Source organism: Psychrobacter sp. (assembly GCF_041554015.1).
Classification (GTDB): Bacteria; Pseudomonadota; Gammaproteobacteria; order Pseudomonadales; family Moraxellaceae; genus Psychrobacter.
On record NZ_JBFFMS010000002.1, the window covers coordinates 1 to 14,208 of the forward strand.

The following is a 14,208-nucleotide window of genomic DNA, read 5'->3' on the forward strand; positions in this document are numbered from 1 at the left end:
CTGTATCAGTAGGCGGTTTTTTGGTAGAAATAGCTTTATCAAAAAGCTCTGTGTGAGTGCTAAGCGTCATTTGCTTAGCAAGAGCACTTGGTGAAATGTGCGCACCTAAATCTGTTGGTTCTGCGGAAAAGGCTAAATTTACTGGCTTTTTAGCTTTGGCTTGAATACCTTGCCAGCCTAGATAAATAAGATAGCTACCGCCCAGCCATTTAATAGCAGTGAGTAGTGGCTGCGAATGGGCAATGACCGTTGCCAGTCCAAGTACCGAATAGATAATGTGTACGGCAAGACCCAAGGTAATACCAAGGCTACAAATCAAACCCGTGCGCCGACCTTTTGCCAAGGTTTGCTGCGAAACCAAAACAAAATCAGGACCAGGGGAGGCGGCAGCGAGTAGATGGACGCTGGTGATAAGCAAAAAACCGTGCCAAAATTCCATAAAATGCTCTGAGTCATGTCTTGAGTTGGATAATAGTTGCACTTATCGTAAATGAGGTCAACTGATATTGATATCGCCACTGATATGATGCTTGCGTTGCACCGAACGTATGTCTATATTGAAAGAAAGGTCTATAGGCTGTAGTAATATCAATTTAGTGTAATTTGTACTCTATAAATGAATGCTTTAAAAAGGATAAGACCATGACTAAGGAAAGCCACAATAGCAATAATGCTGGAAATAACATTGGCAATGACACTCGTATTACCTATGACGTCCAAGATTACATCTGTCTGATTGGACTCAATCGCGCCGATAAACGCAATGCCTTTGATAGCCATATGATTAAGCAGCTCTCTGACGCTCTCACTCAATACGAAAATGACGCCAATCTACGCTGCGCGTTAATATTCGCTCACGGTGAGCATTTTACCGCAGGGCTTGATTTGATGGAGCTACAAGATAAATGGGATAAAGGCGCGTTTGAATTCAATGACGATGAGATCGACCCATGGGGAATCGGTGGCAAACTGCGCACTAAACCAGTCGTCGTCGCGGTACAAGGCACGTGTTTCACCGCTGGGATTGAGCTGATGTTAAATAGTGATGTTGTTATAGCAAGTGATAACTGCAACTTTGCACAAATGGAAGTCCAGCGCGGCATCATGCCGTTTGGTGGCGCAACGGTACGTTTCGTCGCGGCAGCTGGTTGGCAAAAAGCCATGCCGTATCTATTAACGGGTAAAAACTTTGATGCACAAATGGCTGATAGGCTAAATCTCGTGAGTGAAGTGGTCAAAAATGGACAAGAATATGAGCGCGCACTAACTATCGCTAAAGAGATTTGCAACGCTGCACCGCTTGGCGTACAAGGATTACTATCTTCAGCACAAGATGCCAGTCGTAATGGTGCAAAAGCAGCACTTGCCAATATTCATGGCTATCTGCCGCACTTGTTTCATTCAGAAGATGCGAAAGAGGGCGCGATGGCGATGGTTGAGAGAAGGGCAGCTGAGTTTAAGGGGCGTTAGTAAGGTAAAATATAGCCAGCTTTTGGTAATAAAACTAAAATTGGATAAGTTGATTATTATGGGTATAGAAACTACAGGAAGCGTCAAAGAGATTAGAGATGTTGTAGTAGAAGTCGGTCAGTTTGTTACTAATTTTTTTGGTAAAGACTATCAAAAGTTTGCTACCAAATACAACTTTGCTTTGAGTGACTACTTAAAAGCTAAGTTGGTCAATCTCTCTAAAGTGAAAATGGCATTTTTCTCTTCGCAAGTTGTTGAGCTTAATGATATTTATGTTGCACAATATATTTCATTAGGCAATAAGTTGTACTCACAGGAAAGTTTCTTTGAATCACTTTTACAACATAAGAAAATGGTAGTTAGTGCCACAGCAGGTTCAGGAAAGTCCTGTCTTTTAAAGAGTATGTTTATAAGTGTAATAAAAGACAGAAGTGATCTACTACCTCTATTTCTAGAACTTAGAAAAGTGAATGAGACTAATGATTCTATTTTCGAAACACTTAGGACTGATATAGCGATATACAACGAAAAATTTGATAAAGTCAATTTAAATTACTTACTTGATAGAGAGGGAACGATAGTTTTCTTAGATGGTTTTGATGAAGTAAACCATGATTTAAAAGACAGGTTCACTAAAGAAATTAATAGTCTAGCAGATAAATATCCAAACCTTATTATCGTGGTTTCGTCAAGACCAGAATACAATTTATTCTCTGATTGGTCGCTGTATAACGTCGCTCGTATTCAACCTCTGATTTTATCTCAAGCAGTAGATGTAATAAAGAAATTAGATTACGATAGCGAGGTAAGAGCGAGGTTCATACTAGCATTAGAGACTACACTTTTTAGTAAGCATGAAAGTTTTTCTAGTAATCCTTTGCTACTCACAATTATGTTAGTGACATATGAGCAGTTTGGCGATATACCTGACAGAGTCTATATATTTTATGATCTTGCTTATCACGCACTATTTAATAAGCATGACGTCTCGAAGCAGGGTTTTCTAAGAAAAAGTTCAACCAATCTGGATATGTACGAGTTAAGAGATATATTTGCTCTGTTTAGTTTATTTACATACAGTAAACAGATGTTCGAGATGACAGAAGATGAAATCCACACATTTTTGAAAAAATGCTTAGTACATTCAAAATCTGAGGTTATAGACAAGGATCTAAAGTTAGAGCTATTAAATAATGTACCTTTATTAATGAGAGATGGCTTAAATTATTGCTTTACTCATCGTTCATTTCAAGAATATTTTACTGCATATTACATAGTAAATCATGCAGTTAAAGAACAAGTTTTTGAACGTGTATGTGGACGATATTATTCAGATAATGTTGTTGATATGGCATTTTCTATGAACAAGGAAGTAGTAGAGGACAAATGGATACTTCCAAAAATAAGTAAAATTCTAGATTTAAAACCAGTAGATAATTCAACTATAAATCGCAAAATAACGTTGATATCAGTGTTCTTTAATCGAATTGAAGAGATCAAAGAGAGAGGAGAAAGGGAAATAGGCTTCACACACAATGAAAATTCTAATTTTCTCTACTATTTAATCAAAAAATATGATTGTCATAGTCAAATTATTTATTTGAATAACAAATATCACTCTCATGATTTTACTTATGAAGAAACAGATTTTTTTGAGTTAGTTTTAAACGATAAGCAAACTATAATACTTGAAGAGTTGAACGATTTTGAGAAAAATTTAGTCTGTCGTATGGGTAGCTCACGTTATGGAGAGTGGAGTTTTGAGTTAATTGAATATATTAAGAACTTAATTCTGACTAATAGAAACAACTCTCTAGATGATATTGAAAATTTTATTTTTGATTAAATATAACCTTAGTTGTTCTGTAGAAGTTTTGCGAAGACAAGTTTTAGCCCTGACATGAGAGCCGTAAAAAAATTTCACTGCAATTTTAGGCTTGCAAGAGAAACCTTCTTAAATGAGGGTTTCTTAAGGCTATTTTACCTCAATAGGCATGTTGCAAAGGCTAGGTTTTGGGGCAGTATCGTGACCAAACAGGAATGACCCAAACCGTAGCCACAGAAAATCATAGATTTTCTCTTGCGTCAGGGCGAAGCAGTACTTCGCTTGATCCATCCTCACGCCTAGATAAGCAGATAATAACGGATGGCAGGATTGGCTCCCCTTATTACTGCAAAGATTTTGCCTTTTAATCCCCAGCTTCGAAACTATCTAAAGCCCCACACCAAACTACTAAAGCTAATACGGTAACCTCAAATAGCAAAAACCCCGCAATCGCGAGGTTTCGTTATCTTATCGAGTATGACCGGTTATAGCTAAGTAAATGTTAGCAGCTTGGCTCTGATTGACTACTATTATTTAGCTGATTTTTTATAGTAGTCAACCATCATCGTACCTAACGTGCCGTTGTCATCGATAGTGACGATTCTGACCGTACCTGACTGGGATGCAGTACTGGACTGTACTTGTCCAGCATTGCCTAAGACGACTTGGTTATTTTTCACCGCCATTGCTCCGTTACCGATAGCGATGCTATTCATGCCGCCAGCCATAGATTTATTGCCTAACGCTACCGAGTTTGCACCTTGTGCGGCAGCCGCTTCACCAACAGCGGTAGCACGCACGCCGCTTGCATTAGCGAGATGACCAAAAGCTTGCGCGCGCTCGGCAGTGGCTTTTGACTGCCAACCGATAGAGGTTGAGCCTAGCCCAGCAGCGTTGGCTTGACCGCCAACGGCAGTTGCTGAATTAAGTCCTGCATTGGCCATATTACCGATGGCAACGGTATCATTAGTGCCACTAGTCATGGCAGCGTTTCCAAGAGTGATGGCGGTACTATTAGTTGTATTTGTAATTTGATGGTCAGTTCCTGTTGCCATAGCCGCACATGAAGCAGTGGCAGCGACCGCTATAGTAAGGGTGCACATTTTGAGTGCTAAGTTTGATAGAGGGTCCATTTTCATCTGTTAAATCCTTTTAGGTAAGCCATCTGGCTTATAGTAGGTTTGGATACATACTGATAGATCACAATCCTTGCAATAGCAGCGCACTCTGGCATAAATAGTCTGGTTATATGTAGAGTCCGCAATATGAATGTAACACTAATTTTCAACCATTATTCAAATAATGCTGTTGTTATATCTTTAAATATCATTTAAGCCGACGAATGAGATGAATGCATAGTTATAATATAAAGCAATCGTAAAGGAGAATGCTGTTGCAATACAACTTTGATGAAATAATAGATAGACGAAATACAGGGTCGTTCAAATGGCATTATAGCGATGACACGATTCCATTATGGGTCGCGGATATGGACTTTAAGACCGCCCAGCCTATCCTAAATGCGATTGACCAAGTCACGCAGCATGGTATATTGGGTTACACCGTGCCGACCGAGCCGTTGTATCATGCGATTATCGACTGGCATGGCAGTCGTTATGACTTGTGGCTAAATCAGCAGGATATCCTGTTTTCTCCGGGTGTCGTGCCAAGTTTGGTGCTGATGATGAAAGTGTTTACCGAGATAGGGGATACGGTACTCATCAATGATCCTATCTATACGCCTTTTATGAGCAAGGTTTTGGACAATGATCGTAAGCTGGTGACTTCTGCATTAAAAGAAGTTGAAGGGAAGTATATTCTAGATTTAGAAGATATCGAAGCCAAAATTATTGAGCATAAAGTAAAGCTTTATTTGCTCTGTAATCCGCATAATCCGGGCGGACGCGTATGGACGGCGGATGAACTTGAAGCGCTACTTTTCATTTGCAAAAAGCACGATGTGGCCATTGTCAGTGATGAGATTCATCAAGACCTAACTTTGAGTGGGCATACATTTACGCCTTTTTTAACCTTAGCAACAGGCTATGAGCACAAAGTCGTCAGCCTGACCTCAATGACCAAAACCTTTAATATTGCTGGTATCAAAGGCTCGATGATATTTGCTAAAGACAGCGCATTACTGAGTAAGATTAACCAGCAGCAGCGCTTAAGTGACGAGCATGAGCTGAACTTATTTGCTTATACGGCGATGCGTAGTGCTTATGAGCAAGGGGGTGAGTGGTTGGCGCAGGCACTGACTTATATCGAAGCCAATATTGATTTAACGCTACAGCTTTTAGCAGAGCATTTACCTAACATTAAGGTGATGCGCCCAGAAGCTTCGTATTTGATTTGGCTAGATTGTTCGGCATATGCTGAGGACAATCAAATGCTTTATGACAAATTGCGAGCCACTAAGGTTGAGCTGAGCGCAGGGATTAAATATGGTAATGAAGGACATCTTAAAATGCGCCTAAATGTAGCGTGTCCTAAAGCGCTGCTGATAGAGGGGTTAAATCGTATGTGCATTGCCTTAAATGGAGATGGTTTTAATACAGTCGATTCAATTTAAAAAGAATACAGTGCTGCTAGGATAAATTTTTCGCAGCCTCTGGAGTACGAAGCACACAGCAAGCAAGGAAAATTTATCCCATAATGACGCTATTTGTAACGTACCTGTTTTATATTAAGCGGGCTATATCATTTAGCAGGATAACCCGTAATATCTTGAATACTTTGATATAAAGGTTTTAAACGCTCATACATCTTGAGATAAACCTCATTATAAAGACGTTTATAGAGCTGAACATTGGCGTCAATGGGCACAAACTCATCACCCAAATGGGTCATCGCTTCACTTGCCGCAGCATGGTCAGGATAAACGCCGAGCCCCACCGCACAGTTGATGGCAGCGCCTAAGCCGGAAGCTTCATAAGTATGCGGTCGATAAGCGGGCATACCAAAAATATCGGCGGTCAGCTGCATCGCTGAGTCACTTTGTGAGCCGCCACCAGACACACGCAAGTGTTTAATGGTTTTACTGGTGCGTTTTTCAATGGTATCGAAGCCAAGCTTTAGCTCATAAGCCAGCCCTTCCAAAATCGCGCGGTAGACATGCGCTCGCGTATGTACATCGCCAAAACCAATAAGCGCACCTTTGCCTTCAAGGCCCGGATGACGAACACCGGGCGACCAATATGGCTGCATCATCAAACCCATACAGCCCGCTGGGATGTCTTTGACTGCCTTGTCGAGGAGTTTTTCGGTATCCATCCCCTGAGTTTTTGCCAGCTGCTCTTCATACTGAGCAAATTGCTCCTTAAACCAGCTGACCATCCAAAAGCCACGATAAATCATATATTCATGATTGTAGTAATTTGGCGCGGCGGCGGTATAGGCGGGCATGTGCTTGAGTATCTCGACATAATTGCTCGAGGTAGTATTAATAGTCGCAGTAGTGCCAAAGCTTAAGCAGGCGGTGTCTGCTGCAAGACCCGCAGAGCCCAAGGCTTCACATGCTTTATCACTGGCAGCGGCGATCATTGGCGTCCCTGTTAAAATACCGGTAGCGGCAGCAGCTTGAGCGCTGATATGACCAAGTAGCTGCCCCGGCGCAATGAGTTTAGGCAGCTGCTCAGGTCGGCAACTAAACAGTCGCCATTTAAGGTTGTTTGGCTTAAACCAAGCTTGCGCTTTGTAATCATATGGCAGGTAGCCTAAAGCATGACCGGCGGAGTCGATAAGCTCGCCTGTCAGCTGGTAGGTGAGATAGGCGGACAAATTGACATAATGAGCAGTTTTTGCCCATATTGCTGGCTCATGATGGGCAAGCCAGTTACAGCGGGCTTTTTGCTGCGCTTCGTTTACCAGCTCACCCATACCGATGACCTTGGTCAGTGGACCTAAAAAGCCTATGTCATTGCTCTCGCCGCGACGTAAATCCATCCATACAATGGCTGGATGTAGCGGTTGTTTATCCTTGTCCAAACATATCATGGTATAGCGCTGGGTGGCGAGACTGACACCGGCAATTTGCGCTGGCGTGATATTGCAGGTTTGCCACAGCTGCTGACAAGCCTCGCTTAATTTTTGCCAATAATAGTCGGCATGTTGCTCAGCAAAACTCGGCTGCGTAGAAAAATACGGCTCGATAGTAACGCGAGCTTTGGCGATTTCAGTCCCAAATTGATCAAAGATAAGCGCTCTGACGCTTTGCGTGCCATTATCAATGGCCAAGAAATAAATAGGGATATCAAAGTTGTCGGTCATAGTCATCCTTAACTATGTGGGAATATAGGTTGAAGCTAACTTAGAGTATCAAGCGGAACTTGGATAAATTTTTTGAGCCTCTGTCGGCGTAGGCACAGCAAGTAAGAAAAATCTATCCAAGTTCCGCCATATCTTTTTAACAATGAGTTTAGTATAGATAAATTAGGATATAAAAAAGCGCTAAGCTGCAGGCAGATGATAGTAGCGCTGCCATAAGGCTTGATAGCGGTCAGCCTCTTGCTGCCATTTTTGCTCACTCCAGCCCAGCTCCTGCTGACATATTTTCTTGATGCGCTGACTGATCAGCGGTCTCATCGCGCCATCGGGCAATATCAGACCTAGGCGCGTACGGCGCAATAATAAATCATCCAAATGAATGACTTGCTCATAGCGAGCAGCAAAGCGAACCTCCGCCCAAATGGTATTGCTATCGGGCACATAAGCCAAGTCGTTCTCATGGGCCAGCTCTAGCAAAGTATCGAGCTGTAACCCATAAAAACCCTTTAAGCGCTTTTGTAATGGTAGCGGCAAGGCAATAAATTTAGGGTTGGTTGAAGTTTGGTTGCTAAAAACTTGGCTACTATATGCCCCATTATCTTGAGTAGCTGATACATCGAGCTCAAGCAACTTTTGACAAACCTTTAGCACATCAAGGGCGATGAGGCGAAAGGTGGTTAATTTGCCACCGCTGACCGTAACCAGATTATTATCTAGCCAGACGCTATGATCACGTTTTTCCTTACTGGGGCTGACGCGCTTACCATCATTGCCATCAGAGATCAGTGGGCGCACGCCTGCCCATGAGCTGATGACATCCTTGCGGCTAATATCTACATCATCAAACAGATCATTGGTCGCGGTCAACAGATAATCTACCTCGACATTGGTAATGCCGACCTCTGTATCATCTAAGGGTGGGTGGTCCAAGTCAGTGGTACCAAGGACGGTGCGATTCTCCCACGGAAAGACAAAAATGGCTCTTTTATCAACAGGATGTAAAAAGGTATAGGCTTGATTGAGCGGTAGGCGCTCTTGACTGACCACCAAATGACTGCCACGCGATGGACGGATCTGCTTATGAAAGCTCTGTTCGGTTTGCTTACTGGCTTGCATCCGTAACGTATCCGCCCAAGCGCCCGTGGCACTGACCACGACTTTGGCCTGAACGTCGTAAGTATCACCACTGTCTTCAGTAGACGTGTCTTTTAGAGTAGCACCCACCACCAAACCTTGCTCATTGGTTATGAGGGATTCGGCTTTAAGATAGTTAATTGCGTGTGCCCCATCATGAATGGCTTCGTCCAATACCCGCATTACGAGCCGTGAATCGTCGGTCACGGCATCACTAAACTGACTGGCACCCAAAAACTTATCTTGTTTAATATGAGGGTTTAGGCTAAGAAAAGCATCTTTTTTAACGTATTTAAAATAGTGCTTACCCGCGAGCTTATCATAGACCCTAAGAAGGTTATTAAATATCCATGGCGGCGGAAATTTGCCTTTGTAATGGGGCATGACATAGTGCATCTCGTTGACAAGACCACTTGCTTCATTGAGCATACGTTCTCGCTCGCGGACGCTATGCAGTGTCGTCTTAAAATCGCCCGAGGCTATGTAGCGTAGCCCGCCATGTACCATTTTGCTTGAGCGGCTGGAGGTGCCCCAAGCGAAGTCCTTTTGCTCAATAAGTAGTACTGCTAAGCCGCGCCTTGCGGCTTCGCGAGCAATACCAGCACCAGTGATCCCGCCACCGATGATGAGCATATCCCATGGCTCAGAACGAGATAGTGGCGCTAATGCTTGCTGACGTTGCTGATGTTGATTGGCTCGGTTCATAGACGACTCATTTTAATTGTTATTTAATTTCAACTATGTATGTTATCCAAATAATCTAATTCATAGTCGTTACTAAATAAAATAAATACACTATATTATAATGCGCGACTGGTATTAATTTTCCTTGCGTGCTGTGCCTACGCCGACAGAGGCTGCGAAAAATCAATGCCAGCCGCGCTGTAACGCTCTTAAACCAAACTAACTAGAAACAAGGTTTTTGAGTAAAGTTATTATTCGATCAAAACACCCGGATTCATACGCTGTTCAGGGTCCAAGCTTTTGAGCATATCGCGGGTGACCTGAATACCAAGCTTACCTTTTTCAGCGGCAAGGTAGGGGGCATGGTCACGGCCGACGCCATGCTGATGCGATATCGTCGCTGTACCATTGGACAGACTTGAGCTGGCAGCATGTTTGATTTTTTGCCAGCGCTTTAAGGTTATGGCGTGGTCTTTTCCCGCTTTAAAAAAGTAAGTGGTATAAAGGCTGGCACCTTGCTTATAAACGTGTGAGATATGGGTAAATGCCATGACGGCCTCATTGTCATCTACCAAAGCGTTTTGCACCGCTTCTTGCATCTGCTGCATCTGCTCGTCGATATGATTCCAGTTGGTTGCGGTCTCAAAGGTATCGACCATGATGCCTTTGTCCCATAAGGTGCCGCGCAAATAAGGGAACTTAAAGCGTCCATGCGCCCATACGCTACCCATGATATCGGTTATTTTGCCAGTGACACTGCCGTGCTGTTTTAATAGCTTATTAAACTGTGTCAGCGCCAATTTGTTCTGTGCTTTATCACCTGATACCCCGTAAGTAAGCATGACTTTTTGAGAGTCTAGCCCGCGGGCTTTTAGATAAGTGCTAATGGCTAAAAACTGGCTTGGTGAGGTGCCTAAATGTAAGTGCGCATCGGTCTCAACGGCATTGCTTAAACGTAACATAGACAGACGAATATTGCTTTGTACTGCTTGTCTGAGCACCGCTTTACCTGCTTCCCAATTAGGCAGAAATGCGACCTTAAATAACTCTTCCTCTGGCTGCGGTTGCACGCGCATTTTGACTGTCGTAAAAATACCGGCGCGACCTTCGCTACCCATCATCATCTCACGTAGATCAGGTCCTGCTGCTGACGCTGGAATATCGGCAATGTTGAGCACCCCTTGCGGCGTCACCAAGGTACCACCAGCGAACATCTGCTCGATACGCCCGTAGCCGAGCGACTGCTGACCACTAGAGCGCGCGGCAATCCAGCCACCAAGCGTTGATAGCTCCCATGACTGCGGATAATGCCCTAAGCGGTAGCCGTGTGCGTCCAATTGCGCTTCAACTGCGGGTCCTTGAGTACCAGCGCCAAAGGTAGCAATCTGACTCTCAGTATCTAAATCAATCAACTGATCCATCTTGCTCATAGCGATGGTCAATACGGGACGTGAACCCTTTTGCGGATTGATATGACCAGCGACTGAGGTACCACCGCCAAATGGGATAACAATAAGGTCGTGCTCACTTGCTAGCTTTAATAAAGTTTCGACATCAGCGGTAGATTGCGGATGCGCCACGCCATCTGGGAATACTTCAAAATCGCCGCCGTGCATCGCTATCCAGTCAGGAAAGCTCTGACCACGGGCGTGTCTGAGTCGAACTTCCTTATCGATAGAGACCATTTCAAGCTCAGTCATGGCAACAGGCAGGCGCGACGTTGGGACGGTTTTGAGTACCTGTTGCAAGCTAACGGAGGAGAGTTTTTTGGTTTTTCCGATATGCGATTTGATCAATTTTGCGCCGTGCGGTGAGACTTTTTTATTGATACTAACATTGCCCCAGCCATTCCAACGTGTCTGTTCTATAGGTGTGTTGGCAGATGTCGTAACGGCTGTCTTGATGACTGTATCGATTTTTGATAGCGACTCTAAACGGCTATTATCAATAGGAGATATCGCGGAGGTAGAGACAGTTTTAAACGTTTTGCGTACCAAGGATTTAATATTGCTCATAGTAAAGTTAACCTATCGATTTATCATAACGGTTTGAGGGTCGCTACTGTGGCTATCTATGGATCCATAATCAGGTAACGAGGGTATTTTTATTTGTCGAATTAGCATATCACAAACTCTCTGATTATTTGAAATATACTGAACATTAGTGGGATAAATTAAAAATAGTCACTAATAAACGCATATCTAACCGCCATTACATTAGCGAAACTTGTTAAAATAGCGTACCAATTTATTTATTGATGGACACTTTGTTTATGACCACTGACGCCGCCACCCCTGCAATACCTACTATCAAGCAAGATCGTATTTTAATCCTCGATTTTGGCTCACAGTACAGCCAGCTTATCGCCCGCCGTGTACGTGACTCAGGCGTATTCTGTGAGATGTTCCCTTATGATATCGACACTCAGCGTATCATCGATTTTGGCGCAAAAGGCGTCATTTTATCGGGTGGTCCTGAGAGCGTACATGCGGAAAACAGCCCACGTATCAATGATGCTGTATTTGACTTAGGCGTACCCGTGCTTGGTATCTGCTACGGTATGCAAGCGATGGCAGAGCGCTTCGGTGGCAAGGTCCATGCCAGTGATATCCATGAATTTGGCGCCGCAACCATTAACGTTAATGGTAAATCGGCTCTAACTGACGGTATCGAAGACGCCGCAGCGAAGCTGAATGTTTGGATGAGTCATGGCGATAAAGTGGTCGATGCGCCGCAAGGTTTTGATATCGTTGCTAGCACGCCAAGTTGCCCGATTGCTATTATGGCCAATGACGACAAGCAGTATTATGGTCTACAGTTCCATCCTGAAGTCACGCATACCGCTCAAGGTCAAGCATTGCTAGGACGTTTTGTTCATCAAATCTGTGACTGCGCCGGTAGCTGGACGCCTGATAACATCATCGATATGCGTATCGAGCAGCTGAAAAAGCAGATCGGTGATAAGCAAGTATTGCTCGGTTTATCAGGCGGCGTAGACAGCTCAGTCGTCGCAGCATTGTTGCATAAAGCCATTGGCGACCAATTAACCTGCGTATTTGTCGATACGGGTCTCTTGCGTCTGCATGAAGGCGACCAAGTGATGCAAATTTTTGCAGAAAACATGGGCGTAAAAGTCATCCGTGTCGATGCAGAAGAATTATTCTTAACCGCATTGGCTGGCGAGTCTGACCCTGAAGCCAAGCGTAAAATCATCGGTAAAACCTTTATCGACGTCTTTGCCAACAGTGCCCGTGAAGTCAGTGAGCAAAGCGATGGTAAGACGATTGAATTCTTAGCGCAAGGGACGATTTATCCTGACGTGATTGAATCAGCTAAGTCGCATCAAGGTAAAGCCCATGTCATTAAGAGCCATCATAATGTGGGCGGTTTGCCAGATGATTTGGCGTTTGAATTGGTTGAGCCGTTACGTGATTTGTTTAAAGATGAAGTGCGTAAATTGGGTATCACCCTTGGTCTACCAGCCAAAATGATCAACCGCCATCCGTTCCCAGGACCGGGTTTGGGCGTGCGAATCCTTGGCGAAGTGACCAAAGAGTATGCTGATATCTTGCGTTCTGCCGATGCTATCTTTATGGAAGAGCTTGAGCGTTCAGGTTGGTATGACAAGACTGCGCAAGCCTTTGCAGTATTCCAACCGATCAAATCGGTCGGCGTAGTCGGTGATGGTCGCCGTTATGCGTGGGTGATTGCGCTACGTGCGGTTGAAACCGTAGACTTTATGACGGCACGCTTTGCCCATCTGCCGTATGATTTGATTGAGACGGTATCGAACCGAATTATGAATGAAATCGCTGAAGTCTCACGCGTGACTTATGATGTGTCGAGCAAGCCACCTGCGACGATTGAGTGGGAATAATTTTTACTTAGTCTTTAGCTGAAATAAAAAAACACTCAACTTGGTTGGGTGTTTTTTTAGTTTAAAGTTAAGTGTTTCACTCATTAAGGTCTGCTTCGATAGCAGCAACTTTGTTTATTAACTGATTATTAAATTCTAAATGGTCTAAAGAGTAGTGAGCTTTTCGATGACAGGTAGGACATAACGCAATAATGTTTTGAGGTAAGTCCGCACCACCATCTGCCAACCTAGTTAGATGATGGACTTCGAGATAAGGTCCAGATTTAGTTTCAAATGGAGCGGTCTCATTACATCCCTCGCATATACCATTAGCTCTTTTTTTGGCATATAGCTTAATGGCTGTACTACGGTTTTGAATAGATTGAATTTTTTCTTTAGTGCTTGCGTGGGCTGGTGTTGAACTTAAGGCAATCTCTCGTAATTGCTGTAATGACTTACCTTTACTAGGCTTAGTGATATAAACGGCTTTAGGGGCTTCAACTACTTTAGGGGACAGAGTTTGAGCTGTATCAATATTTTTAGTATTAACTATATCTAGATGAAAAACGATAGCGTCACGAAACTCACCATTTCTATCTGGCCGTTCTTCAATATGATGAAAAACGTAATTACAATACCCTAAAAACCGTACAAAGCCTCGTGATGTTGATTCGAAAAGTAGAATTTCTTTATTGTTTTTTTGATGGTCATGAATTGCCAAATTACCTTTGGTCATTCTCATGTCGCCTTCTTGGCCTTCACCCGTATATTTAAAGGTGCCGTTAGGGTCAAAATCATCAATATAGCCATATTCGCCGCCAGCATCGCCGGTAAAAATAAATATATATGGATGCTCGGCAGGCGTTGCTATGCCACCATATTGTTGCCCTTTATATATACCATGTATATCAGAACGACGGTTATATATTTTTCCTATTTCAAACACTATGGCTTCCTTATTTTTTTATTAAGC

The 14,208-nt window shown here is 43.4% G+C and carries 10 protein-coding genes; 4 read left to right on the top strand and 6 right to left on the bottom strand.

All coding sequences use genetic code 11. The annotated features are described in order from the left end of the window. On the bottom strand, positions 1-439 hold a 439-nt coding region (locus ABYU67_RS00990), incomplete at its 3' end, for a LysE family translocator (RefSeq protein WP_372843123.1). Between the two features lie 203 nt (positions 440-642). Here ABYU67_RS00990 and ABYU67_RS00995 point away from each other — a divergent pair. Then, complete coding sequence (locus ABYU67_RS00995; RefSeq protein WP_372843124.1) at positions 643-1,470, top strand: crotonase/enoyl-CoA hydratase family protein; 828 nt, start codon at positions 643-645, stop codon at positions 1,468-1,470. Between the two features lie 58 nt (positions 1,471-1,528). Then, positions 1,529-3,316 (top strand): NACHT domain-containing NTPase, encoded by a 1,788-nt coding sequence (locus tag ABYU67_RS01000; protein WP_201615116.1) that lies wholly within the window; start codon positions 1,529-1,531, stop codon positions 3,314-3,316. 509 nt (positions 3,317-3,825) lie between these two features. Here ABYU67_RS01000 and ABYU67_RS01005 read toward each other — a convergent pair. Further along, complete coding sequence (locus tag ABYU67_RS01005) at positions 3,826-4,434, bottom strand: hypothetical protein (protein ID WP_372843126.1); 609 nt, start codon at positions 4,432-4,434, stop codon at positions 3,826-3,828. Positions 4,435-4,682: 248 nt separating this feature from the next. Between ABYU67_RS01005 and ABYU67_RS01010 the strand changes: the two genes are divergently transcribed. Beyond that, complete coding sequence (locus ABYU67_RS01010; protein ID WP_372843127.1) at positions 4,683-5,867, top strand: MalY/PatB family protein; 1,185 nt, start codon at positions 4,683-4,685, stop codon at positions 5,865-5,867. 128 nt (positions 5,868-5,995) lie between these two features. Here the strand turns inward: ABYU67_RS01010 and ABYU67_RS01015 are convergent, their stop codons facing one another. The 3 genes from ABYU67_RS01015 to ABYU67_RS01025 form a co-directional block, all read right to left on the bottom strand. Next, positions 5,996-7,564, bottom strand: coding sequence for an FGGY-family carbohydrate kinase (locus tag ABYU67_RS01015; protein ID WP_372843128.1), 1,569 nt, complete (start codon positions 7,562-7,564; stop codon positions 5,996-5,998). A 180-nt stretch (positions 7,565-7,744) separates the two neighbouring features. After that, positions 7,745-9,400: a glycerol-3-phosphate dehydrogenase/oxidase gene (locus ABYU67_RS01020; RefSeq protein ID WP_372843129.1), complete on the bottom strand. Its 1,656-nt coding sequence runs from the start codon at positions 9,398-9,400 to the stop codon at positions 7,745-7,747. A gap of 230 nt (positions 9,401-9,630) precedes the next feature. After that, positions 9,631-11,394 carry an FAD-binding oxidoreductase gene (locus ABYU67_RS01025; RefSeq protein ID WP_372843131.1) on the bottom strand — a complete coding sequence of 588 codons (1,764 nt, stop codon included), beginning with the start codon at positions 11,392-11,394 and terminating at the stop codon, positions 9,631-9,633. A 257-nt stretch (positions 11,395-11,651) separates the two neighbouring features. Between ABYU67_RS01025 and guaA the strand changes: the two genes are divergently transcribed. After that, positions 11,652-13,256, top strand: coding sequence for a glutamine-hydrolyzing GMP synthase (gene guaA / locus ABYU67_RS01030; RefSeq protein WP_372843132.1), 1,605 nt, complete (start codon positions 11,652-11,654; stop codon positions 13,254-13,256). 76 nt (positions 13,257-13,332) lie between these two features. Here the strand turns inward: guaA and ABYU67_RS01035 are convergent, their stop codons facing one another. Continuing rightward, positions 13,333-14,181, bottom strand: coding sequence for an HNH endonuclease (locus ABYU67_RS01035; RefSeq protein ID WP_372843134.1), 849 nt, complete (start codon positions 14,179-14,181; stop codon positions 13,333-13,335). Between the last annotated feature and the right edge of the window lie 27 nt (positions 14,182-14,208).

Bases quoted from the DNA above. Each gene is read 5' to 3' on its own strand.
- ABYU67_RS00995 (WP_372843124.1), top strand. From the start codon at position 643: ATGACTAAGGAAAGCCACAATAGCAATAATGCTGGAAATAACATTGGC.
- ABYU67_RS01000 (WP_201615116.1), top strand. From the start codon at position 1,529: ATGGGTATAGAAACTACAGGAAGCGTCAAAGAGATTAGAGATGTTGTA.
- ABYU67_RS01005 (WP_372843126.1), bottom strand. From the start codon at position 4,434: ATGAAAATGGACCCTCTATCAAACTTAGCACTCAAAATGTGCACCCTT.
- ABYU67_RS01010 (WP_372843127.1), top strand. From the start codon at position 4,683: ATGCTGTTGCAATACAACTTTGATGAAATAATAGATAGACGAAATACA.
- ABYU67_RS01015 (WP_372843128.1), bottom strand. From the start codon at position 7,564: ATGACCGACAACTTTGATATCCCTATTTATTTCTTGGCCATTGATAAT.
- ABYU67_RS01020 (WP_372843129.1), bottom strand. From the start codon at position 9,400: ATGAACCGAGCCAATCAACATCAGCAACGTCAGCAAGCATTAGCGCCA.
- ABYU67_RS01025 (WP_372843131.1), bottom strand. From the start codon at position 11,394: ATGAGCAATATTAAATCCTTGGTACGCAAAACGTTTAAAACTGTCTCT.
- guaA (WP_372843132.1), top strand. From the start codon at position 11,652: ATGACCACTGACGCCGCCACCCCTGCAATACCTACTATCAAGCAAGAT.